This window comes from Microcystis wesenbergii FACHB-1317 (assembly GCF_014696875.1).
In the GTDB taxonomy this organism is placed as follows: domain Bacteria; phylum Cyanobacteriota; class Cyanobacteriia; order Cyanobacteriales; family Microcystaceae; genus Microcystis; species Microcystis wesenbergii_A.
Genome location: NZ_JACJQV010000184.1, coordinates 1 through 22551, shown reverse-complemented (window position 1 = coordinate 22551; position 22551 = coordinate 1). Strand labels below are relative to the sequence as shown.

General features: G+C 41.9%; 23 protein-coding genes. 7 read left to right on the top strand and 16 right to left on the bottom strand.

Annotated features, from left to right (window positions below; genetic code table 11):
• Positions 1-91: 91 nt before the first annotated feature.
• Positions 92-2056 carry an ATP-dependent zinc metalloprotease FtsH gene (ftsH, locus tag H6F92_RS17955; RefSeq protein WP_190358945.1) on the top strand — a complete coding sequence of 655 codons (1965 nt, stop codon included), beginning with the start codon at positions 92-94 and terminating at the stop codon, positions 2054-2056.
• Positions 2057-2233: 177 nt separating this feature from the next.
• On the opposite strand, the gene H6F92_RS17950 is transcribed toward ftsH, so the two are convergent.
• The 3 genes from H6F92_RS17950 to H6F92_RS17940 all read right to left on the bottom strand — a co-directional run bounded on the left by H6F92_RS17950 (position 2234) and on the right by H6F92_RS17940 (position 5179).
• Entirely contained in the window at positions 2234-4150 is a 1917-nt protein-coding gene (locus H6F92_RS17950; protein WP_190358944.1) for a hypothetical protein, read from the bottom strand.
• Positions 4119-4481 carry a hypothetical protein gene (locus H6F92_RS17945; RefSeq protein WP_190358943.1) on the bottom strand — a complete coding sequence of 121 codons (363 nt, stop codon included), beginning with the start codon at positions 4479-4481 and terminating at the stop codon, positions 4119-4121. The genes H6F92_RS17950 and H6F92_RS17945 overlap by 32 nt, the downstream gene beginning before the upstream one ends.
• Positions 4482-4627: 146 nt before the next feature.
• Complete coding sequence (locus H6F92_RS17940; RefSeq protein ID WP_002750106.1) at positions 4628-5179, bottom strand: thioredoxin family protein; 552 nt, start codon at positions 5177-5179, stop codon at positions 4628-4630.
• 103 nt (positions 5180-5282) lie between these two features.
• On the opposite strand from H6F92_RS17940, the gene H6F92_RS17935 reads away from it, so the two are divergent.
• The 3 genes from H6F92_RS17935 to H6F92_RS17925 all read left to right on the top strand — a co-directional run bounded on the left by H6F92_RS17935 (position 5283) and on the right by H6F92_RS17925 (position 7632).
• On the top strand, positions 5283-5549 hold the full coding sequence (locus H6F92_RS17935; protein WP_190358942.1) for a ssr2422 family thylakoid membrane protein: 267 nt from the start codon (positions 5283-5285) through the stop codon (positions 5547-5549).
• Between the two features lie 32 nt (positions 5550-5581).
• Positions 5582-5986, top strand: a complete 405-nt coding sequence (locus H6F92_RS17930; RefSeq protein ID WP_002739790.1) for an NIL domain-containing protein — start codon at positions 5582-5584, stop codon at positions 5984-5986.
• Positions 5987-6222: 236 nt separating this feature from the next.
• Complete coding sequence (locus tag H6F92_RS17925; protein WP_190358941.1) at positions 6223-7632, top strand: isochorismate synthase; 1410 nt, start codon at positions 6223-6225, stop codon at positions 7630-7632.
• Positions 7633-7643: 11 nt separating this feature from the next.
• On the opposite strand, the gene H6F92_RS17920 is transcribed toward H6F92_RS17925, so the two are convergent.
• From H6F92_RS17920 to larE, 5 genes are all read right to left on the bottom strand, one after another.
• Positions 7644-9020 carry an aldehyde dehydrogenase gene (locus H6F92_RS17920; RefSeq protein WP_190358940.1) on the bottom strand — a complete coding sequence of 459 codons (1377 nt, stop codon included), beginning with the start codon at positions 9018-9020 and terminating at the stop codon, positions 7644-7646.
• 30 nt (positions 9021-9050) lie between these two features.
• Positions 9051-10529, bottom strand: coding sequence for a hypothetical protein (locus tag H6F92_RS17915; RefSeq protein ID WP_190358939.1), 1479 nt, complete (start codon positions 10527-10529; stop codon positions 9051-9053).
• 218 nt (positions 10530-10747) lie between these two features.
• Complete coding sequence (locus tag H6F92_RS17910) at positions 10748-11539, bottom strand: TIGR03943 family putative permease subunit (RefSeq protein ID WP_190358938.1); 792 nt, start codon at positions 11537-11539, stop codon at positions 10748-10750.
• A gap of 24 nt (positions 11540-11563) precedes the next feature.
• Positions 11564-12574 carry a permease gene (locus H6F92_RS17905; protein ID WP_002760364.1) on the bottom strand — a complete coding sequence of 337 codons (1011 nt, stop codon included), beginning with the start codon at positions 12572-12574 and terminating at the stop codon, positions 11564-11566.
• Between the two features lie 309 nt (positions 12575-12883).
• Complete coding sequence (gene larE, locus H6F92_RS17900) at positions 12884-13693, bottom strand: ATP-dependent sacrificial sulfur transferase LarE (RefSeq protein WP_190358967.1); 810 nt, start codon at positions 13691-13693, stop codon at positions 12884-12886.
• A gap of 235 nt (positions 13694-13928) precedes the next feature.
• On the opposite strand from larE, the gene H6F92_RS17895 reads away from it, so the two are divergent.
• On the top strand, positions 13929-14243 hold the full coding sequence (locus H6F92_RS17895) for a DUF433 domain-containing protein (RefSeq protein WP_079205490.1): 315 nt from the start codon (positions 13929-13931) through the stop codon (positions 14241-14243).
• Positions 14243-14590 carry a DUF5615 family PIN-like protein gene (locus tag H6F92_RS17890; RefSeq protein ID WP_061431156.1) on the top strand — a complete coding sequence of 116 codons (348 nt, stop codon included), beginning with the start codon at positions 14243-14245 and terminating at the stop codon, positions 14588-14590. Before H6F92_RS17895 ends, H6F92_RS17890 begins: the two co-directional genes overlap by 1 nt.
• 177 nt (positions 14591-14767) lie before the next feature.
• Here the strand turns inward: H6F92_RS17890 and H6F92_RS17885 are convergent, their stop codons facing one another.
• The 8 genes from H6F92_RS17885 to H6F92_RS26590 form a co-directional block, all read right to left on the bottom strand.
• Positions 14768-15100 carry a DUF5615 family PIN-like protein gene (locus H6F92_RS17885; RefSeq protein ID WP_190358937.1) on the bottom strand — a complete coding sequence of 111 codons (333 nt, stop codon included), beginning with the start codon at positions 15098-15100 and terminating at the stop codon, positions 14768-14770.
• Positions 15100-15321: a DUF433 domain-containing protein gene (locus H6F92_RS17880; RefSeq protein ID WP_002750124.1), complete on the bottom strand. Its 222-nt coding sequence runs from the start codon at positions 15319-15321 to the stop codon at positions 15100-15102. The genes H6F92_RS17885 and H6F92_RS17880 overlap by 1 nt, the downstream gene beginning before the upstream one ends.
• Before the next feature lie 85 nt (positions 15322-15406).
• On the bottom strand, positions 15407-16105 hold the full coding sequence (locus H6F92_RS17875) for a PEP-CTERM sorting domain-containing protein (RefSeq protein WP_190358966.1): 699 nt from the start codon (positions 16103-16105) through the stop codon (positions 15407-15409).
• A gap of 472 nt (positions 16106-16577) precedes the next feature.
• Positions 16578-16964, bottom strand: a complete 387-nt coding sequence (locus H6F92_RS17870; RefSeq protein ID WP_002776525.1) for a hypothetical protein — start codon at positions 16962-16964, stop codon at positions 16578-16580.
• A 202-nt stretch (positions 16965-17166) separates the two neighbouring features.
• On the bottom strand, positions 17167-17346 hold the full coding sequence (locus H6F92_RS26200) for a hypothetical protein (protein ID WP_242030184.1): 180 nt from the start codon (positions 17344-17346) through the stop codon (positions 17167-17169).
• A gap of 280 nt (positions 17347-17626) precedes the next feature.
• Positions 17627-18832 (bottom strand): argininosuccinate synthase, encoded by a 1206-nt coding sequence (locus H6F92_RS17860; RefSeq protein ID WP_190358936.1) that lies wholly within the window; start codon positions 18830-18832, stop codon positions 17627-17629.
• 162 nt (positions 18833-18994) lie between these two features.
• Positions 18995-20986, bottom strand: coding sequence for a DICT sensory domain-containing protein (locus H6F92_RS17855; RefSeq protein ID WP_190358935.1), 1992 nt, complete (start codon positions 20984-20986; stop codon positions 18995-18997).
• A gap of 286 nt (positions 20987-21272) precedes the next feature.
• A complete protein-coding gene (locus H6F92_RS26590; protein ID WP_002736350.1) occupies positions 21273-21407 on the bottom strand; it encodes a hypothetical protein in 135 nt (44 codons plus the stop codon).
• A 78-nt stretch (positions 21408-21485) separates the two neighbouring features.
• Between H6F92_RS26590 and H6F92_RS17850 the strand changes: the two genes are divergently transcribed.
• Positions 21486-22424, top strand: coding sequence for an SGNH/GDSL hydrolase family protein (locus tag H6F92_RS17850; RefSeq protein ID WP_190358934.1), 939 nt, complete (start codon positions 21486-21488; stop codon positions 22422-22424).
• The last annotated feature ends 127 nt before the right edge of the window (positions 22425-22551 follow it).

Below are 22551 nucleotides of genomic sequence, written 5' to 3'. Positions count from 1 at the left end.
CATCCTCTATCCTATCCCATCGGTAAGGCGATCGAGATAGGGAATTGTTAGTATGAACTTTGTATTTTCACTCTCACCTGCCCTAAAAATTATGGCTAATCAAGAAGATAATAAATTTTCCTGGTCGCGTTTGCCGCGGTTAGGCAAAATCCTGCTCATTTGTTCTGGTGTTGCCGCTTTAGGCTATTTTCTTATCCCTCGTTCCTCAGAATTGTCCAATATTCCCCTGGAACCCTACAGCGAATTTATCAGTAAAGTGGAACGGGGCGACATCAGTAAGGTCAAAATTGGCAATCAAGTCATCTTTTATCAATTAAAAAATCCTTTCGAATCCCTGCCTATTCCGGGTAATCCCCCCGTTAATCCCCCAGAATCAAATAATCCCCTTTACGGTGATTCTAGTTCTCTGGACAGCAAACCAAGCAGTAATCTAGTCCCAGAAAGAGTCTTGGCCACGATTCCAGTCTATAACCCCCAATTACCCCAACTATTACAGAAAAAAGGCGTAATCTTCGAGGCGATTCCCGTGGCCGAAAACAGTTGGATCAGCACTCTCCTCGCTTGGGTGGTTCCCCCCTTAATTTTAGTCGCCGCTATGCAGTTTCTGTTCTATCGCAACGATGACACGCGTAAATCGCTGCTTTTTAATAAAAATCTCGCTAAAGTTTACGGAGACGGCGAAAAATATCCGATTACCTTCAGTGATGTGGCCGGGGCCGAGGAAGCAAAAACCGAGTTAAAGGAAATTGTCGAATTTCTCAAGGATGCCGAGCGCTTTAATAAAATCGGGGCGCGTATTCCTAAAGGTGTTCTCTTAGTCGGACCGCCGGGGACGGGAAAAACTCTCTTAGCAAAAGCGGTCGCGGGAGAAGCGGGAGTGACTTTTTTTAGCATTTCGGCCTCGGAATTTGTGGAATTATTTGTCGGCACTGGGGCGGCCCGGGTGCGGGATCTATTTGCCCAAGCGAAGAAAAATGCCCCTAGCATCATTTTTATTGATGAATTGGACGCGATCGGTAAATCGAGAAGTTCGGGATCGGGAACTAGCGGCAGTAATGATGAGCGCGAGCAGACTTTAAACCAACTTTTGACAGAAATGGACGGTTTTAGCCCCAAAGAAGCCGTCGTCATCGTTTTAGCCGCCACCAATCGCCCAGAGACTCTTGATGCCGCTTTATTGCGTCCGGGGCGCTTTGATCGTCAAGTTTTGGTGGATCGTCCCGATTTAGCGGGAAGATTGGCAATTTTGCAAATATACGCCCAACGAGTCCAGATGGGTGAAGATGTTAACCTCAAAGCGATCGCTACCCAAACCCCCGGTTTTGCCGGTGCCGATTTAGCCAACCTCGTCAATGAGGCTGCTCTCTTGGCTGCCCGCAATAATCGGGAAAAAGTCAGTCAAATTGATTTTAAAGAGGCGATAGAAAGAGTTATCGCCGGCTTAGAAAAGAAAAGTCGGGTTTTATCCGAAAAAGAAAAGAAAATCGTCGCTTATCACGAGGTTGGCCATGCTTTAGTCGGCGCTGTCATGCCGGGAGGTGGTCGGGTGGAGAAAATTTCCATCGTTCCCCGCGGTTTATCCGCTTTGGGTTATACCCTGAAAATTCCCACGGAAGACCGTTTTTTGATGACAGAAACCGAATTTAAAGAACAAATTACTATGTTATTGGGCGGTCGGGCAGCCGAAGAATTAATCTTTGGCAGTGTGACTAATGGCGCTTCCGACGATTTACAAAGGGCGACGGATATTGCGGAAAGAATGGTGACAATTTATGGTATGAGTAAATCCTTGGGTCCCCTAGCCTACGATAAAACAGGACAGGCTAATTTTTTAGGTAATAATCAGGGTAGTCCCCGGCGTTCGATCGGGGAAAATACGGCCAAAGCGATCGATGAAGAAGTGAAACAAATTATCGACGCTAGTTACCAAAAAGCCCTAGCAATTCTCAGTCACAACCGCAATTTATTAGAGTCGATTACCGCTAATCTTTTGACCACGGAAGTAATCGAAGGAGAAGAATTGCAAGAATTCTTAAATCAAGCACAAATCGTCTGAGCAATCCTCATAAATAGGGTCTGCTGAAAAAGTTTTTCGTGGGGACAGGGTGTGGGGTGTGGGGTGTGGGGAAGTGGGGAAGTGGGGAGAACAAAGCTGCCTTTTGCCTTTTGCCTTTTGCCTTTTGCCTCTTCTCATAACTAGGGTCTGCTGAATAAATAGTCGAGAATATCTAACTTAAGGAGAAGACAGGATCAAAGCATTAGAAAATTGATATTTCCCTGCTTTGACGGTTAATTTGCCCTTTTTCCAACCCAAAGAAACGGGAGAGTTATCTCGACTTAAACTGTTATAAAGGGCGAAATTTTTTGACCAATCGTGCTTTTGACCGTTACGAATTAAAATCGGCAGTAGATTGATTTGATTATAGGTAAATTGTAAACTCTGTCCCTGACTGCCTTTAAATAAGAGGCTGCCTTGGTTAATTTGAGTTAAATTTACTTGACTTTTTTGCTTAAATATGCTCTTGAAATTCTCATAACTGCCCTGGGTTGCCGCTTCCCCCACTTCCAGAGCAAAACCCGCATAATTGTTACCTGTGGGTAAAGCTTGGTAGGTATGATCATCGGGATAAGGGGAATTAGGAATCTCGATAATTTCAGGAGAAGAAAGATTGATTAATCTCAGAGCTAACCAAGTTTTTTCTAATTGAATAAACCAGATATTATCATCTTTTTCTACCTTAGCAGTTTTCGGTAATTGCCAGAAAAAAGCTTGGTCTGCCGGTCGTAACCAGATTAAAAGATTACGATATTGTCCGATTTCATCCCCAGGATTTTTGCCCGGTTTTACGCCATTTTTGCCAGTGTTAGCCACAAAAAAATCCACCCCTTTTTGTTGATTAAAGGCCATTAATTTAAATGAGGCCACATCGCCATCGGGGAAAGTCCCCGCCAGACTACCCATTTGATAACTAGGGCCGATAAATTGAGTTTCCCAATAACCCGGACTTTGATTATTGCCCGGTTTCCAGTTTTCATACAGGGGTTTACTAGCGAGAATTTCTACCGGTTTATTAAAGTTTTTTCGGGCTAATTCCATCACTGCTAAAGGAGGACGATAACGACTGGTAATTAGATAAAGAGAGTCCAATTCCGGGCGATTATTGGGGACAGGAGTATCACCAAAATATAACCAAAAAGTGCGGGCAGAATCCGATCGCATTACCCCATTACTACCACCATAATCGCGTTTTACAGGGCTACCCCAACCACCGCGATAATATTTAACACTAGCGGCCATGGATAACCAATCTAAGGCCATTTTTGCCCATTGTTTAACTTCCGTATCTTGAGCAAAATCGTAGAGATTGAGATAGGGAGCAAAGGTATGACCGTGATAAACTTCTGAATCCCATTCTCCCATACCGATGTTATATAAAGCTGAAACGTAACGCTTAATTTTACTTTTATAAAGTTGACGAGTTGCCTCATTTCCGGTTTCTTCGGCCATCAGATAAACTGATGTTTCGCGCATTGCCCGCAGGTTATCAGTATTACGACTATCTACCCATAAACCCCGTCTTGTTATACTCCAATCATTACCCGTTCCTTGGCCGGTACCGTGGATAGGATGAGGCCGTTGTAAAGGGTCGGTTTCTGTCCAAATTTTCGCCGCATTATACATTCTCTGACGATAAACAGGATCGAGATACTTTCCGAGAAGAAAATATTTTCTGATTTGTCCTTTCAGGGTAAAAGAAAAATAATAATCTATATAATCAGTGTGGGCCTGTTCTCGTGTTTGTGGGTCATCCTGCTGCAGGAAATCTAGGGCTTTTTGCCGGTTTCCTGCCAAGAAATCAAACATGGCCATAGCATAGGATTTTTTCTCGTTTTCTCCCCACAAATTGCCATAACTTTCCCGATTAGCAAAATGGTTAATAACCTGCTTGGCCCTTTGTTGAAATTCTGCCTCTAATTCCGGTGTCCAATCGTTAAGATATTGGGTTTGAACTTCGGCAACAGGGAAGGAAGCGATCGAGTTTTGAGAAACAGAATAGAGGGAATTAAAGCCAATAGTAAATAGGGCAATTATTCCCGCTAAAATTAGGTATTTAATTCTAGATCCAATCGTCATCTTCGGCAAATTCATCGATGTTTCCTTGGTTTTCTTGATTTTCTGGGGACTGAGGTTGATTCTCTTTATCTAATTGTAAAGGAACCGGTTCGGGAGCGATAATTTCTGGTAATAATTCTTCGGGTTTTTGACCATCTACCTCCACCACAATCATTTCTGTGACAGGAAACCAAAGAATCCGGCCTTGATCATCACAAACCGTCAGCGATCGAGATTTATCTGGAGCCTCCGTTGCGAAGAAATCTCCTAACATTTTGGTGGGTAAAATATTCTTACTTTCACCCCCACTAACTCCTAGGAATATATATTCGTTACCTGTGGTCAAATGTTGAACAATAATCGCCATAGTTAAAAGATTTTAGTCAATGAAATGTACTGATTGATAGTTGACTCTTGAATGATAGCTTTCAGCCCTAAGCTTTCCACTGATAACTGATAACTGATTACTGATAACTGATTACTGATAACTGATTACTGATTACTGATAACTGATTACTGCTTAACTTGACTGCCGTGACTGCGGGGATCAGTTTGACTAGCACCCACAAGGATATTAAAATCAGAAGTCTCTCCCGTAGTGGTGGCATAGGGTAGGGTAGAATTAGTTAAAAGTGCTTCTAAATTAGCAGTTAAAATTGATTTTGGTTGTTCTCCGATCGCTTGGGCAACCGGTTGTCCTTGGTTATTTAAAAAGACAAAATGGGGAATACCATCCACACGATAACGGAGAATTTCTGGCAACCATTTATTATTATCAACGTTGAGCATGACAAAATTAATGGCATTACCGTATTGTTTTTTAATTTCGGCAATTTCAGGGGCCATCGCCTGACAACTGGTACACCAATTAGCATAAAATTCTGTCAGGGTGGGTTTACCATTGCTGACGGCAAGATCGAAAGGTGTCGCTTTTTCCGCTTGCGCTTCCAAAGATACGGAACTAGCGGTGGTTTGAAAGCCGAAGAAAATCGCTACACTAAGGATAACTGCCGTTACTGCCAGCAGAAGATTTCTGGTTTTGTTGGTGGGTGTGGTGGCTGTCATGGATATTTAATCAAAGTTTACTTTGTCCTATTGTAACGACTGCTGCGCTCTTTTAGTATTGGTGTCGATTGAGTTACAATCAAGTTAGAGATGGGTAATAATTATGACCGAAGAAAGACTCGATCGAATAGAGGGACAGCTAAAAAGGCTAGAAGGGGACGTTCATACAATTGAGGGGCGATTAGAAACTTTAGAAAGTAACGTTCAAAACATTGAAAAAAAGCTAGGAGACGTGATCAACCAAATCCGTGAACTTAGTCTTAGCATCGATACCTACCAAAAAGCTGATCAACAGGTAGTTAATTTGGCTTTTGGTCTGATCGTTGCCGCCACTGCTACTATTGTAATTCCAGCCGTTTTCGGCAAATAAGCAAAAAAAGATTCTTTGATTGGAAAGGCTGCATGAAAAAACGCGTTACTCTCACTTTTCCCAAAAAAGCCGTCCATATGCCCGTTACCTATCGACTGGCAAAGGATTTTAACGTCGCCGCTAATATTATCCGCGCCCAAGTTGCCCCCAATCAAGTGGGAACATTAGTATTAGAATTATCGGGAGATATCGATGAGTTAGAAGCGGCGATCGAATGGTTACAATTACAAAATATTGGCGTTTCGCAAGTTAGTCGCGAAATCGTCATTGATGAAGAAAAATGCGTCGATTGTGGGTTATGTACGGGAGTTTGTCCCACGGAAGCTTTAACCCTTGATCCCGAAAGTTTTCGTCTTAAGTTTTTGCGTTCCCGTTGTGTGGTTTGTGAACAATGTATCCCCACTTGTCCCGTGGTGGCAATTTCCACAAACTTGTAAAGTAGCAGTTATTAAATTAATTTTTTTGCCCATTTAAATAATAGCCATCTCTGGAGATTTTAAGCTTTCATTTGTCTCCAACCCGGTTAATCGTCACAAATATCCCCTTCCCTTTCTGCCTAAAGACCCTTTCTCCGATATCATAGTTAAAAAGAGAGCCTTGACTCTGGCCACATCTGTGGGGATTACATACCATTAATCATGGTTTTTTTTGCAAAAAATACAAAAAACTTGACATGACTTCTGCCGTTCCTCGCCTTTCCTATCCTGATAGTCCGATTGCTGATCTTCGCGGCCTCTATAACTTTATCCTCAACCCGCAACTGTTAGCCGCAGAAAAGGGAAATCCGTCGATCGTTAGTTTTTGTCAAAAAATTTCCCCCGTTGATCCCCTAGAAATTCTCTCTCGGATTGCCTCTAGCTATGCCACCCATTGTTATTGGGAAAATCCCGAACGAGAAACCGCTTTTCTCGGCTACGGCATCGCCTTTGCTGCCACTTTCCACGGCAAACAACGTTTTTTAAAAGCTCAAAAATTTATTGAAAACTGTCAACAAAGAATTATTAAAATTGATAACTATAGCGAGATTACTCCCCGCATCTTTTGTAGTTTCACTTTTTTCGACTCGGAAAGTTCTACCCCCTTTCCCTCAGCTACCCTAACCCTGCCTAAGTTTCAAATTATCAAAAAACAGTCGGAATATTTTTTCCTTACCAATCTCCTAATCACCAGCGAAAAAGAAATAGAAAACTCCCTCGAAGAAACTATCAACAACCTCAAAATTATCCAAAATAACTCGAGCAATTGCCGACAAAATCCCCATCAGGCTCCCTGTAGTTATTATATTCATCCTACCTATAATTTTCAAGCGGCTGTTGCCGATGCACTCCAATCTATCCATGCTCAAAAATTTAGCAAAATTGTCCTCGCTCACGCTCTTGACGTGATTTCTCCCCGTCCTTTTCATCTGGTAAACTGTCTCGATAATTTGCGTCAGCGTCATCCCGATTGCTACACTTTTTCCCTCGGCAATGGACGGGGAGATCATTTTATCGGCGCTAGTCCCGAACGCTTGTTAACTGTCCATCAGGGGCAATTAATCACCGATGCTTTAGCGGGATCTGCCCCCCGGGGAGAAAATGCGATCGAAGATGCTCTCTTTGCCAATAAACTCCTCGCTAGTGAAAAAGAACAACGGGAACATCGGGCTGTTAGTGACTTTATTAACCAAAAACTGCGACAAATTGGCTTAAATCCGCAAAATTCTCCCTCTAGATTGTTAAAACTCTCCAATATTCAACATCTCTGGACTCCTATCCATGCCAAACTCAAACCCTCCATCCATCCCCTCGAAATTGTTGCCCAACTACACCCCACTCCTGCTGTTGCTGGGGTTCCCACCGAGATCGCTTTAGCACAAATTCGTCATTATGAAACCTTCGATCGCTCTCTTTATGCCGCTCCTTTGGGTTGGATCGATTGTCAAAATAATAGTGAGTTTATTGTTGGTATTCGTTCGGCCTTAATTAAAGGCGATCAAGCGCGATTATACGCCGGTGCGGGTATTGTTGCTGGCTCCGATCCAGAAAAAGAACTAGCAGAAATTCAGCTTAAATTTCAAGCTCTCTTAAAAGCTTTAACCTAAACTATAGCTTTTTAGCGAACCAATAACTTAAATAAGTTTAATTTACCCTTAAAAGGCGGATATTTTAAAGCGGGATTGAACCAAAGAGGTGTTTTCATAATCGCTTTTTGGTGACTAAAATTCTCAAAAGAAAAACGACCATGGTAGCTACCAATACCGCTATTTCCTCGACCACCAAAGGGTAAACTAGGATTAGTAAAATGAAAACTATTGTTGTTAATACAACCTCCCCCAAACTGGACTGATTCTAACCATTTCTTTTCGGTCTTTGCCTTGGTAGTAAACAGATAAAAAGCTAGAGGGTTAGGGTTTTTAGCAATAATTGCTAAAGCTTCCTCAAAAGTGCTAAAGGCAATGATCGGTAAAATTGGACCGAATATTTCCCCTTGCATAATAGGAGCATCGAGGGAAACATTAGTTAATAAAGTTGGTTGAATATATAAATTTTCTCGATCGGTTTTGCCTCCAAAAACAATCTCACCATCTTGGAGAAAGTCAATCAGGCGATCAAATTGTTTCTCATTAATTATCTTACCATAATCAGCACTTAATCTGGCATCTTCACCGAAAAAATTAATAATACTGTTGGCTAATTCTCTGATCAAATTCTCCTGCTGGGATTGGTGTACCAAAACATAATCAGCAGCGATACACATTTGACCACAATTAGAGAATTTTGTCACGGCAATGCGACGGGTTGCCACGGAAATATTAGCATCAGCTTCGATAACACAGGGACTTTTTCCCCCTAATTCTAGAGTAACAGGAATTAACTTTTCTGCCGCTAGTTGATAAATAATTTTTCCTACCCTGGTACTGCCAGTAAAAAATATATGATCAAAGGTGAAACTGTCTAACATATTCGGAATTACTTCCGCACCATCTCCGGGTACAATTAACACATATTCTTCGGGGAATATTTCTTGAATTATTTTAATTACTAATTTTTCCGTCGCTGAGGCAAATTCACTCGGTTTTAATACCGCACAGTTACCAGCAGCAATGGCACCAACTAAAGGCACTAATAACAATTGGAGGGGATAATTCCAAGCACCAATAATTAAAACCACTCCTAAAGGTTCCCGAATAATTTGACTAGAGGAAGGGAAATTTAAGAGATTAGTTTTAACAGGTTTGGGTTGCATCCATGAGCGCAAATTTTTTAAAGCGTTATTAATTTCCACCAAAAGGAAACCATTTTCAGTAATCCAACAATCTTCGGGACTTTTCTTTAAATCCCTATATAAAGCTTGATATATCTCTGCTTCATATTTAATGATTGCCTGTTTTAACTTCTCTAACTGCTGACGACGGAATTGATAGGAATGAGTGGCACCACTAGCAAAATACTGACGCAATTTGGCTAATTTTTCTGAGTTTGACAGCATCGAAATAATTCCCTAGTTAATAATTAAATTCTATGGCATCCACTGGGGACGAATTCCCGCTAGAGGTAATTCAATTAAATCAGATTTACTTGCTTTTACTCCATCTTGTAGGGGAGGAATTAACATCCACAAACGACCACCGATAATTGTTTCTCCTGAATCGGTAGTTAGGGGATTAGTCGGATTAGTATCATAACTGGTGCGAAGTTGATCAAAAATAATTGCCAAACCATCGGGAGATAAACTAATGTGAATATCACGATAATCGGCTAATTCCAGTAGGGGAGTCACTTGACCGGTCTTCACATCTATTTTAGCAAAATAGGGTTTTTCTTTGTACTCTTGACTGTTAGTAACTAACTCGGTTAACAAACAATACAAATCACTACCAGTGGCATTAAATTGACAATCTATAATCGAACCTTGTAGATTGAGTAAGCGTTTTTGTAATCCTTGATTATTGACATAAAAAAGCGATCGAATATAACGCATTTTAGCATTATCAGTATTAAAATTCACCATTGCCGCAGCCGTACCATCAGCAGAAAAATTCAAAATTCGCCCAAATTTTGGTAAAAAATCTAGGGGTTTTGTTTCGGTTTTTAAAGGCAAAAGGGCGATTCCTTCCCCCTGGGTGACAGCCAAAGTTTTACTATCAGGTGCAATCAAAAATTCTCCACCTTGAATGTTTAATTGTTTGGGTTTTTCCCCCGATTTAACTGCCCATAAATCGAAGTTAATCGGATTGCGGCGCTCAATTCTCTGCACGACAATGGTTTCCCCATCTTTAGCTAAATCAAAATGATTATTTTGATAATCTTTATTGTCTAGCACTAACTCAATTTTTGGGGAAGATTGGTCAAAATCAACTTGGTAAAGCTGTAGCTCACGAATTCCCTGTATCCCCTGATTTTTCGCCACGGCCGAAAAGAGGATTTTTTTACCATCAGGATAGAATTCAAAAGCCATAACGGTCAAATTTGCGGGGGTTAAGAGGGTTTTCTTCTCCTCGGTCAGGTTATAAAAAATTAATCTTCCCTGTTCTTCCCCATTAGTGCCAATATAGGCAAAAGCACGATCCCGACTTTTAAATTCTCTTTCAAAGATTGCCAGGGTTTGTCCTAATCGATTACCGCTGCGAAATTGTTCCCGCGCACCTTCAATTTGCAGATGATATTTTTCTCCGTAGGGAATGGGAGAAGTGAGGGTATAAGCTAATCGTCTTCCGGCCCAACTAAACTTCCCCGGCAGCGGAGGATCGATAACTAGATTTTTTTCTACACTAGCATGATCCATAGGGCGATCAAAAGTGATAATAAATGCTTGATCTTCCGAGCCAATTTCTCGATTTTCCCAGCTAAATTCCTTGACCCTTGGACCAGTTTGTAAAAGACATTGATTACCACAGCTATTACCTAACCAAATTAAACCGCCAATTACTAAGGTTAGCGATAGAATTAATGTTATCGCTAATTTATCAATCGGTTGTAGTTGTAAGGTCTTGATCATTATAGTAGATGGTTAGTAACAACAACTGATAACTGATAACTGATAAGTAGGGAGGCACAATTATTTGTAGGATGGGTTAACGGTAGCGTAACATGATCGGGCGTTGGGTTTCATGCTTCAACCCAACCTACGTTCATCTTATATTTAATTCCACCCACCTACTTAACTGATAACTGCTCACTGATAACTGATAACTGATAACTGATAACTGATAACTGTTAATATCCGTAGGGATCCACAGGAGTGGGTATAGATTTCACGGATTTAGCCTTAATTACTAATTGTCTTCTGGTGGTTGATTTTCCCACCTCTACGGGTAAAGATTCCGTGGCCATTTCTCCGGTGATTTCTAACCAAGTGTCATTGGGATATTGACCGCGACTTCCTGATAGTTTCACCGGCAAACCCACGGGATAAGCATCCACGGCACAACAGGTAAGGATAAAGCGACTAATTAATAAATAATTATCGGGTAATTGGGGCAATTGCACCACAAAACCTGTGACTTTTACCGGTTGTCCCGTGTAAGCATCAGGTTCGGGGTAAGCATTCAAAGTTCTTACCCATTCAATTAAACTTTTTTCCTCTGGTTTAACGGTAGTGCCAAAGGATTGAGTTTGCACGCGAGTTAGGGGTAAAGATTCACTAATTCCCCTCTGTAATGCGATTTGACTGCTGAGGGGCTGCGGGGCGATAAATAGGCCTAAAAGGGCAGTGATTACTAATAAACCTGAGCCAAAATGTTGAGGAAGAATGGTAATATGCGATCGATTATCGTTACTATCTAAATTAATCTTTTTTTGCCACTGTTTTAATAATGTCCAAAGCTTGACTATTCCCAGAACAAATAAAGCCATACTGGTGATGAGAACCAGAATAAAATAATTAGGATGGATCAGTAAATTTAATTGTCCAGTTATCCAGTATTTAAATAGTAACGACCCCCAACCGATGAGGGCAATAATATCGATAAATTGGGGAGCGATTATTTTTAGACGTGATGAATTCATGGGAAAAACTATCTAGGGACTGACCTAAAATAAATAACTGTGAGCCAAGGTGAGTAAAAAAGTCATTTGCGCTGCTAAAGCAAAGAGATAAATTAACATTCTCGGTTTAAAAATAGACAACATTAAACCAATCCCTTTCAGGTCAATCATTGGACCGAACACTAGAAAAGCCAGCAGGGAACTACTGGTAAAACTAGAGGCAAAGGAGAGAGCAAAAAAAGAATCAACCGTGGAACAAATCGAAACAATGACCGCTAACAGCATCATGGCCAAGATCGAAGTAATCGGATCCTGACCCAAATTAAGAACAAATTCCCGGGGAACAAACACCTGTAAACCGGCCGCTATAGCACTTCCTAAGATTAACACTCCTCCTAATTCGCGTAATTCCATCACCACGTTTTCCACAAAAGTTAACCAGCGCCTTTTCATCGGGATAGCTTGCACTGCTGGTAGGACAGCAGTAGCGGCAAAACTTTCATCTAAGCGCAAAGTTTGCCCAGAATTACCGATCAGAAAAGAACCGGATTGTAGTAGTAGTGGGATAGATTCTTTTTCTGGTGTTTGCGGTTGCCAATTGAGACTTTTTGCCAAAGAGGTTTGGAGGAGTGGTCGCGGATCTTTTTGGATACTAAAGATAATACCGATAACCGTAGCGATGAACAAAGAAAAGATAACTCGATAGAAAACAATTTCCGGTTGATCGCGAAAAGCTACCCAAGTGGACCAGATAACAATCGGGTTAATTGTCGGCGCTGCTAAGAGAAAACTAACCGCTACTGCATTCGGCATTCCTTGCACAAGTAAACGTCGCGCCACTGGCACATTGCCACACTCGCAGACGGGGAACAAAAACCCAATACATCCCCCCACAAATGCTCCTAAAACAGCATTGCGAGGCATCAAGGCAACTAGGCGACGTTCATCGACAAATATTAAAAGAATACTAGAGAGAATCACCCCTAGCAGTAAGAAAGGCATCGCTTCCACCAACAGGCTCAGGAATAGGGTAAAGGCATTTTGTAGTTGACTCATCTATCCTCGCCTTGGGAATTGGGGGTTTAGGGGTAAAGACTTAGGAACCCCAGAAAAAGGTTCATCTATCAGTTATCAGTGACCAGTTATCAGTGACCAGTTATCCGTTACAGCCTTTCTCGTCAAGATGAAGTATAACCGAATTTGGTATTGACGACCAACTCCCCAAAACGAAAGCTTCGTACCTCATCATTAAGATAACTGTTAGAGCAGAACGTAGGTTGGGTTGAAGCATGAAACCCAACGCTGTTAGAGCAGATTTGAGTTTTCAGTCCACTGATTACTGTTTACTGATCACTGATCACTGAACTAGAGGACTCGATTAAGCTTGCCGCTTTGATAACCTTCTAGATCGAGGGTGACATAGATAAAGCCTAATTTTTGCAGATCAGCGACTAATTCGCTTAAATTTGTCCGATTAATAAAGTCGGGAATTTCCGCTGCCGGTAATTCAATCCGTGCCGTATCGCCGCTCGATCGCACCCGTAATTGACGATAACCTAATTTTCGCAGATAAATCTCCGCCCGTCCGACTCTTTGCAATTTCTCCAGGCTAATTTCCTCCCCGTAGGGAAAACGGGAACTTAAACAGGGTTGCGCCGGTTTATCCCACCAAGGTAAATTTAAGTAACGAGATAGTTGACGAACTTCGCTTTTTGTGATAGCAATTTCGGCCAAAGGTGAACGAGCGCCGCGCTCCCTAGCTGCTTGAATCCCGGGACGATAATCCCTTAAATCATCAGCATTAACGCCATCAATGACGTAGGAATAACCACGAGCGAGAGCTAGAGGTTTAAGGGTGTCGTGTAGCTCACTTTTGCAGAAATAACAGCGATTAACGGGATTACTGGTGTAATTGGGGTTATTCATTTCCTCGGTTTCCACCAATTCATGCCGAATACCGATATAATCGGCTTGAGCGATCGCTTCTTGCAATTCTTCCGGCAGTAGGGAAGGGGAAACCGCCGTAATTGCCAATGCTTGACTCCCTAGCAGATCATAGGCCACTTTTGCCACTAGGGTACTATCCACGCCCCCAGAATAGGCAATCAGAGCTTTTTCGCTGGTTTTTAAGAGGTTTTGTAATTGTCCGAGTTTATCGAGTAATTGACTGTCCATGGCGGCGATTTTGGCAACTGGTTTAGGGAGACCGTTTTTTATATTGGGTATAGACAAATAGCTTCAGTCACTTGTCCCAAGAATTTGCGGCAATGAGGTAAGTAGTCGTGTAAAATAAATTTCCTAGTCAAGATAGGCACTCATGCAAGAGGTAAGAGGTGGTTAGATATGTGTAATTGATTTTGCCTAGGTACTTAGTATAATTATAAATGTGTTTTAGCTTAACCCTCTCTACATGACAACAAATCTCACAGACTATAAACATATTTCAATTGATCATCGGGGAGTACCAATAATTGCGGGTTCTACCCTGAAAGTGATTGATCTAGTTATGGCACAAATAGCCTACGGTTGGACTCCAGCAGAAATTCACATTAACCATCGTGATTTAAGTATGAGTCAAATTCACTCAGCATTAGCTTACTATTGGGAACATAGAGATGAATTAGATCAAGCTATCCAAGCTGATTTAGAATTTGCCCAAAAAATGCGAGAAAAAGCCGGAGATTCTCCCTTTGTTACCCGACTTAAAGCACAGGCAATAAAGTAGTGAATCTCAAACTTTATATGGATGAAAATGTACACGGCGCAATTACTACAGGGTTGCGTCTGCGAGGTGTTGATGTCTTGACAGTTCAAGAAGATGGCTATTCTGGTATTGCTGATCCCATTATTTTAGATCGAGCAACCACAATAGAAAGAGTGATTTTTACCCAAGATAGCGATTTTTTAATAGAAGCCAGTCGTCGTCAAACAGAAGGAATTGAATTTATAGGGGTTGTTTACGGTCATCAATTAATGGTATCTATTGGGGACTGTATTAGAGATTTAGAATTAATTGCCAAACTGGGAAAAAGTGAAGAATTTATCAATATAATACAATATTTACCCCTTTAATTTTTGTTGATGATAAAATTTAGTTTAATTCAAATGATCCCCCCTTCCCAATTCTAAGGATAGGCGTTGAAACTTTTTGCCGCAAACCCTAATTATTTCCTTCGCTCCTATAGTGCCGCGCAATAACCCTCCCCACAGGAATGTAAACAAGCGAACACTTGCTCTGCTCTCAAAGGATTAGGATAAAGCGATGATACCAAGATTTTGATCTTGCTCAAAAGATAAAATAGCTTCGTAGTTATCTCTTAATAATGATTCTATAGTTTTAGTAGAGCAATTTCCCAAACGAATCCAAATTACTTTATGCGGAAAACCTTTAAAAATTAGTAATTCATTAAAATCAGAATCTTTAGTGACAATAATATAGTCTTGTATTTTAGCGATTTCCCAGACATAATAATCAGATTCTTGGTCTAATCCCAGCAAGTAAAGATGATTAGAATCGGGATAAATATCAACTAATAGACTAACTAAACGAGGTGATAAATTGTGATCAAAAAGTAACTTCATTAGTTAACTAAAATGGTTTGACGTTCACGCTCGGCGGCATAACTCAAACAGGCTAAAATATCCGCCTTGGTTAAGTAAGGAAAATCTTCTAAAATTTCCTCATAAGTCATTCCCGAAGCCAGATAGGAGAGAACATCATAAACAGTAATTCTCATTCCTCTAATGCAAGGTTTTCCGCTCCTTTTTCCCGGTTCTATGGTAATAATATCTTTGTATGACATAATGTTGATTAACTGGTGATCAAATCTAAAATTGATGATAGCATTTCGGGGCAACCCCTCTGTAGTTGCCCCTGCCAAGGATAATTTATCCCCGACGACGAAGGGAAGCGGCACCCAACGCACCAACAGCGATTAAACTCACTATACCACTAGGTTCGGGGGTTGATACAGCACCGCCACCAGTAGGAGTAATATCCCCATTAAGAGCCACAAACCCACCCCCGGCAACATTAGTGGAGTTATTAGCAATGAACAAGACACCAGGTCCAGAAGCATTCAGTCCATAGAGACGGAACTGTACCGGGCCGGTTTGGGGTGCTAAACTGCTTAGATCAAAGCTGTAGGTATTAAAGCTATTTGTTAGGCTAACTTGTGTCCCTAAATTATTGGTGAACCCATCAACACTAGAGCGCAAGACTAAATCTAGAACGCCCGGATTATTCCGCGACGCATTGAGTTGCAAGTTAGTAAAATCGACTTGAAAACCTGCAGCTGGTTGCACGGCAAATTCCACGTATTGGTTGGTATTAACAGTGCTAGTTGTATTCCATGGGTTAGGAAGACCACCCAAACGGAAGGAAACAGTATTGAAAACCCGAGTTATCCCGGCGGTGTTTAACCCAGTGCTGGTTATATTCGCACCTACAGTATCCGCCGCTTTGGGATAGATTGCCGTAGAAGCAGGAAATGAGTTCCAACCAGCTACTATTGCCGCTTGAGCAGGAGTAACCCCAGCTAACCCCATCAGAGTCAAGGGGGTTAAAATTGTCAGTAATTTTTTCATGGATTTGATGGCCATAATAGGACAGAAATATGGTCATATTTAACGCTAGTTTTGCGCCAATATCATGCAACACAAGCTATCACAAGGGGGGGGGAAGTCAAGGGTTATTTAATCATAATTTTTTATTGATTTTTATATTTAAAATAGTTTTGGGTTATATAAATATTTTTGACTCGTTGTAAGGTTATAGCTTGGAATGCAGATAAGCGAGGTTCTACCTCTACTTAGTTTCTTTGACCGAAATGATCACCTTCGCTCCTAGGTTCCCCCGCAATAAATTGACCTGGTGCATCTTACATTTGCAGGAATACCGACAATCAGCAATTATACTAAATCCGTTGAGTATAGGCTACTTATAAAGGAGAGAACCTCATGCAAAAGGGGGAATAAATAATCAGTTTTTAATAACCAGATTTAGTATTAGCTTGTTGGCGAATTTTATCTTTAATATAGTCGGGAATAGGGCTAGGATTCATGCTTCTAATGGTGAAATTAATCCTCTTTTAACCGCTTCATTTAATCCTTGTGCCTTCTTTAACAAGTTTATTTGATAAATTTGCATCAATGACCAAAGTTCCCTATTTTCAAAGGTTGATAAATCCCCCTCTTGTTGTTGATTGAGCAACTCGCTTAATCTTTGATCCTGTTCTGATGCCATTTGTAATTGAGTTAATTTGATAATTTCTTCATCTGATAATGAATTTAGGGATGAGATTTTTTCGCCTTGATAATTGGGACTAATAGAAAAAGCGATCGCTTCTACTAATATATCATTAAGATCACGGTTAATTGAATGGGCTAAGGATTGAGCTAGATTAAAAATCTCATCAGGTAGGGTTAAAGTAATTGAAATGGCCATAAGCCTTTTTTATGTGGGGTTATAGAGATATTATGATTATAGCTCAAATTCTTGTTACCCATAGGGATAAACTGGTTCAAAAGTAACAGAATAGCTCCTTTAAGCTTCTTTTATCAACCTCAGATTTCGAGGCAAGATTTACCGATAACTTAACTCACAGGAAGACTGATTAAATTTCGATATAAAATATACTGTCCTAAAGCTAGGGACTTATACTAAATCTGGTTATTAAAGACTGATTATTTATTCCCCTTTTTGCATGAGTGCATGAGTAGAAAACGGGTTTCTCGGAGAAACCCGTTTTCTGTGCGTTACTCAGATTTAGTATTAAAAAGCTTTTGATTTCCACAACAATTTTACGTCCATTTCTTTCAGCAGCCAGAGGTCTTTCTGCTGCTAAATCAGCAAAAATTCAACATCTTTATATTTAATTTTATAAGGGTGCTGATCCCCCCTGCCCCCATAGTAGGGTTAATTCATGAATTAACCCTACCTTGGGGATTGATTCATGAATCAACCCTACCTTAATAAGGGGGGTGTTGATCCCCCCTGCCCCCCTTGATAAGGGGGGTGTTGATCCCCCCTGCCCCCCTTGATAAGGGGGGTGTTGATCGCTGGGGGGATCTGAATTAACACCCACTTACTTAGGGGAGAATTGTTGATTACTTCCCTCTAGTTTTTTCGGCCCAAACCTTGCTGGGTAATCCCCAAACATAGATGAAACCTTCGGCAGCTTTATGATCAAATTGATCCTCGGCCCCGTAGGTAGCTAAATCGGGAGAATAGATAGAATTGACTGACTGACGACCGACCACTTTAGCGTTACCTTTAAACAGTTTGACTCGCACCGATCCCGTTACCTGTTCTTGGGTTTTGAGGATAAAAGCATCGATCGCTTCCTTTAAGGGACTGTACCACAATCCTTTATAAATTAACTGTCCGTAGGTATCTTCAATTCCCCGTTTATATTGGGTAACATCTCCAGTTAAAGTTAAACTTTCTAAGTCCCGGTGAGCATCAATTAAAACTAATAAAGCTGGGGCCTCATAAATTTCTCGCGATTTAATTCCCACTACCCGGTTTTCGATCATATCTAACCGACCAACACCGTGTTTACCCACTAGGTCATTTAATTGACTAATGAGCGTGACGGGAGCGAGATTTTCTCCGTTTAAACTGACGGGAATTCCCTGATTAAAACCAATATCGACGTATTCCGGCTCGTTGGGAGTATCGGCGATCGCTTTGGTCATTAAATAGATTTCTTCCGGGGGTTCCGTCATCGGATCTTCCAAAGGACCGGCTTCAATACTGCGCCCCAACAGGTTACGATCGATACTAAAAGGCGAGGATTTTTTCACAGGAGACTCGATCCCGAATTTTTCCCCGTAGGCGATGGTTTCTTCCCGACTCATGCCCCATTCCCTGGCGGGAGCGAGAACTTTTAAACTAGGATTGAGGGCCATAATGCCCACATCAAAACGCACTTGATCGTTACCTTTGCCGGTGCAACCGTGAGCGACGGCATCGGCCCCGTATTTCTCGGCGGCCTCTACTAATAATTTAGCGATTAAAGGACGAGCCAGGGCGGTAGAAAGGGGATAACGATTTTCGTAGAGAGCATTAGCTTGAATTGAGGGAAAAGCGTATTCTTTGACGAATTCTTCCTGAGCATTGACTACTAAGGATTCGATCGCTCCGCAGCGCAGAGCCTTTTCTTGAATTGGTCCTAATTCGTCTCCCTGTCCTAAATCGGCGGCTAGGGTAATCACTTCTTCTACTCCCCATTCCTGTTTGAGATAGGGAATACAGACGGAAGTATCGACTCCTCCGGAATAAGCTAAAACCACTCTCTTGGCACGTCCCATAATTTTTTCACCTAAAAACGACTAATTGATTACTCTTTTAAGTTTATTATATATCCTGGGGATTGGATGCTTCTTTTTTAATGCTTTTTTGTTTAGTTTTTGATGAAGAAACGGAATAGGAAGTCACGAGTAAAGAGCCAAAACTAAACGGGCAACTGGCCGCTATTTACGTTTACTGGCAGGACGACGGGAAGATTTTTTCGGAGCGGTATTTGGGGGATTATCATTAGTTTTATCTTTAAATATTGGAATAGTAAAATGAAACTGACTGCCGTGATTTTTGCCCCTAGATTCTGCCCAAATTTCGCCGCCCCAACCATTAACGATCTGACGACAGATAGCCAGTCCTAAACCGGTTCCCCCAGCACTGCGTCGCAGGGCCCCTTCCTCTTGGTAAAAGCGATCGAAAACCTGTTCTAAACGATTGGGTTCGATCCCGCGTCCGGTGTCAGAAATGGTTACTTCTAGAGTTTTTGGTTTTCCCGAAGCGACTTCGATCGAGACATTTCCCTCGCGACCGGTAAACTTACAGGCATTATCGAGAAGTTTGGAGAGTAATTCCACTAACCACTCGCCATCGGCTAAAACAAAGGGCAGATTAGGGGGGACAAGATTGCTAATTTTTGGATTTTCGTTGTCGAGATTGCGGGAGTGAACGTGACTGATGGCTAATTCCACACATTCCGATAAAGATAAAGCTTCGGGATTCCAATTAACCCGGCCACTTTCTAACCGAGAAAGAGTTAAAAAATCTTGGATTAATTTACGCATTCGTTCCGCATCTTTCAGAGCAGTATCAAGCATAATTTGGCGCATTTCCGCCGGCATATCCGGTTCCGAGGCCAAACTTTCTAGACAGACTTGAATGGTGGACAGGGGGGTGCGTAATTCGTGGCCGGTAATGGCGACTAAATTAGAACGAGTGCGATCGAGGGCGGCTAATTGTTCATTTAAATCCTGTAAATTAGCGTAGGCTTCTGCTTGAATGAGAGCGACTCCGATTTGAGTGGCCACCGCGTCCACAAGGGCGACATCCTCGCTTTTCCAAGTGGTGGTATAGGGTCCACAGTGATGCAGTTCCAACATTCCCAAGAGACGACTTTGGTAAAAAATCGGTACTAATAACCAGGAATAGATGGAACATTCCCGCACCAGATTTTGAATGGAATCCCCGGGGAGACGGGGATCGTGAATAGCGTCTTCGATTTTTAGGGATTCTCTCAATTCCAGCACTTCCTGAAAAAGAGGGTTATTTTTCAGGGGCCATTTTTGTCCTTTGATGGAAGTAATGCCAGGGTTTAAAAATTCGTGTTCGATGGTGGCGTTAATGTCGGCTTCCTTACAACGATAGACCACGCAGCGACAGACCCCTAATCCCTCGCCCAATTTCCGCACTGCCACCTGGAGGATATCTTCTGGATCGAGGGAACGACGGATCGCCGCTGTCACCGAGTTGATCAGTCTTTCTTTGTGTTCTTTCGATGCCAGGGAACGATTGGCTTTCAGCAGTTTATACTGTCCCGCTTGCAAATAAGTGACCAATCGCTGGACAAAGGGATCCGGTTCCTCTTGATGATCCCTGTCCGTCAGTTCACAGATCAGGTATTCTTCTTGAGCGCGTCTAATTTTGTCCGCCAGTTCAGGACGATAATCGAGAATATGATTTAAAAGAATTTGGGCGGCCTGTTGACTTACATGGCGATCGCTCGTCCAAATCCCCTCAAAACGGCGATTATTATCCATAGCTGCCCCATTTTCCCCCTCTGCTGTCAGATGGGTTCGTTCCCGACAGATTAAACAACTAGCATAATGGCCACCGATAACCACTAGATGCCATTCTTGGGCTAAACTGTCCTCTGGTTGAAAAGCGATCGTCTCGTAAATGTCGGAACTATGCTTAAAATCGGTTTCTGGGGCCGACAAAACATAAACTTGCCCGCTTTTGTGGGCAATGCGTCGATAGCGATGGGCCTCTTGACGATAAAAGCGCTCACGCTGAAAACTGGCAATCACTAACGGTTGATCGTCTTCCGCTAAAACCTGATCCTCCATGGCGTGGGATAGCGCGGTCAGGGATGCTTTGAAGTACATCTGCGATCGCCATTGGGGGAGTAACTGCAACAGTTCTGTTAAAACAGAAGTTGATCTGCTCATCGATGATCTGTTTCGAGTCGAGTGTGACTAGCAAGCGCAATAGAGGGAACTAGCAATTTCTCCCTTGACCCTATCCTACAGGCTCAAGGGGACAAGAGGTGAGATCGTGATGGCCAGAAATTTAAACCGAGTGATGCCAAAAAGTGAGGGAAATTATTCTAAGTAGGGAGGCACAATTATTTGTAGGATGGGTTAGCGGTAGCGTAACATGAGCGGGCGTTGGGTTTCATGCTTCAACCCAACCTACGTTCATCTTATATTTAATTCCACCCACCCACTTAGTTAACTAGATGTAGGCGACTTTCATTGCCCAAAGAATCAGAGCAATAATACTACCGATAACGATAATCGACGATATCGCCACTACTGCCGGTTTATCGGCTCCCTCGAATTTCATGATGCCACGATTTAAGTCTGACATTGCTTTTAACTCCTTTTCATGAGATGGATAAAGTATGAGACACTTTCGGATCATAAGTTAGCGAACTCTCATCTATCCGTGTTATTAGAAATTGGTATCATTCGGCTGTCTTTAATCATTCTAGGCGTTCTTTTCGCCCTTGGCCTTCTCCTTGAGGCTATTTTAAGAATTGTCTTCGGGTTCGGTAATCCGCTTATTTACAAAGCTGATGCCGAAATTGGCTATCTTTTGGCTCCTAATCAACAAACGCGCCGGTTTTCCAATTTTATCGCCGTTAATCAGTATTCGATGCGCAGCGATCCGATTACACCCCAACGGCCTCCAGAGACGACGAGAATCATGTTAATCGGTGATTCGATCGCTAATGGCTCCTGGTGGACAGATCAAAAAGAGACCATTGCTGCTTTAATCACCAAAAATTTAGGCCAAAATCTGAGAGGTTCGGTGCAAGTTCTCAATGCTTCGGCTAATTCGTGGGGACCGCGCAATCAATTGGCCTATCTGCGACGTTTCGGCTCCTTTGAATCTCAGGTGATTGTGTTATTAATGAACACCGATGATCTGTTCGCTTTAGCTCCTAGTTCGGCGGTGGTGGGACGAGAAATTAATTATCCCGATCGCCGGCCAGCTTTAGCTTTAATCGAATTATACGATCGATATTTTAAGCGTTATCCTCCCCTACCACCGGTGCAAGAAGGGGGCGATCGAGTAGGCAATAATTTAACCGCTCTTGCCCAAATTCAAGCCCTTGCTCAGGCTAATCAATCCCGTTTAATTATCGCTATTACCCCCCTCATTCGCGAAGCTCAAAAACAGGGGCGAGATTATGAATTAAAAGCCCGTCAAAGACTAGCAGATTTCACCAGCAACCAGCAGATTTTTTATCTAGATTTTCTGCCCATTTTTCAGGCACATCCCCATCCTGATTCCCTCTATCGCGATAATATTCATCTCAGTGGAGACGGTAACGATTTAATTAGTCAAAAACTCGCCGAGGCAATCAAAAATGTCTTTTAAGTAGGGTTTACTGAATCAGTTATCAGTTATCAGTTATCAGTTATCAGTTATCAGTTATCAGTTATCAGTTATCAGTTATCAGTTATCAGTTATCAGTTATCAGTTATCAGTTATCAGTTATCAGTTA

What these genes read in the sequence shown, in the direction of transcription:
- H6F92_RS17855 (WP_190358935.1), bottom strand. Translation starts at nt 20,986, where the DNA reads ATGAGCAGATCAACTTCTGTTTTAACAGAACTGTTGCAGTTACTCCCC.
- H6F92_RS17915 (WP_190358939.1), bottom strand. Translation starts at nt 10,529, where the DNA reads ATGATCAAGACCTTACAACTACAACCGATTGATAAATTAGCGATAACA.
- H6F92_RS17880 (WP_002750124.1), bottom strand. Translation starts at nt 15,321, where the DNA reads ATGTCATACAAAGATATTATTACCATAGAACCGGGAAAAAGGAGCGGA.
- H6F92_RS17895 (WP_079205490.1), top strand. Translation starts at nt 13,929, where the DNA reads ATGACAACAAATCTCACAGACTATAAACATATTTCAATTGATCATCGG.
- H6F92_RS17905 (WP_002760364.1), bottom strand. Translation starts at nt 12,574, where the DNA reads ATGAGTCAACTACAAAATGCCTTTACCCTATTCCTGAGCCTGTTGGTG.
- H6F92_RS17950 (WP_190358944.1), bottom strand. Translation starts at nt 4,150, where the DNA reads ATGAATTTGCCGAAGATGACGATTGGATCTAGAATTAAATACCTAATT.
- H6F92_RS17935 (WP_190358942.1), top strand. Translation starts at nt 5,283, where the DNA reads ATGACCGAAGAAAGACTCGATCGAATAGAGGGACAGCTAAAAAGGCTA.
- H6F92_RS17885 (WP_190358937.1), bottom strand. Translation starts at nt 15,100, where the DNA reads ATGAAGTTACTTTTTGATCACAATTTATCACCTCGTTTAGTTAGTCTA.
- H6F92_RS17930 (WP_002739790.1), top strand. Translation starts at nt 5,582, where the DNA reads ATGAAAAAACGCGTTACTCTCACTTTTCCCAAAAAAGCCGTCCATATG.
- H6F92_RS17910 (WP_190358938.1), bottom strand. Translation starts at nt 11,539, where the DNA reads ATGAATTCATCACGTCTAAAAATAATCGCTCCCCAATTTATCGATATT.
- H6F92_RS17925 (WP_190358941.1), top strand. Translation starts at nt 6,223, where the DNA reads ATGACTTCTGCCGTTCCTCGCCTTTCCTATCCTGATAGTCCGATTGCT.
- H6F92_RS17875 (WP_190358966.1), bottom strand. Translation starts at nt 16,105, where the DNA reads ATGAAAAAATTACTGACAATTTTAACCCCCTTGACTCTGATGGGGTTA.
- H6F92_RS17860 (WP_190358936.1), bottom strand. Translation starts at nt 18,832, where the DNA reads ATGGGACGTGCCAAGAGAGTGGTTTTAGCTTATTCCGGAGGAGTCGAT.
- H6F92_RS26590 (WP_002736350.1), bottom strand. Translation starts at nt 21,407, where the DNA reads ATGTCAGACTTAAATCGTGGCATCATGAAATTCGAGGGAGCCGATAAA.
- H6F92_RS17940 (WP_002750106.1), bottom strand. Translation starts at nt 5,179, where the DNA reads ATGACAGCCACCACACCCACCAACAAAACCAGAAATCTTCTGCTGGCA.
- H6F92_RS17945 (WP_190358943.1), bottom strand. Translation starts at nt 4,481, where the DNA reads ATGGCGATTATTGTTCAACATTTGACCACAGGTAACGAATATATATTC.
- H6F92_RS17870 (WP_002776525.1), bottom strand. Translation starts at nt 16,964, where the DNA reads ATGGCCATTTCAATTACTTTAACCCTACCTGATGAGATTTTTAATCTA.
- H6F92_RS17920 (WP_190358940.1), bottom strand. Translation starts at nt 9,020, where the DNA reads ATGCTGTCAAACTCAGAAAAATTAGCCAAATTGCGTCAGTATTTTGCT.
- ftsH (WP_190358945.1), top strand. Translation starts at nt 92, where the DNA reads ATGGCTAATCAAGAAGATAATAAATTTTCCTGGTCGCGTTTGCCGCGG.
- larE (WP_190358967.1), bottom strand. Translation starts at nt 13,693, where the DNA reads ATGGACAGTCAATTACTCGATAAACTCGGACAATTACAAAACCTCTTA.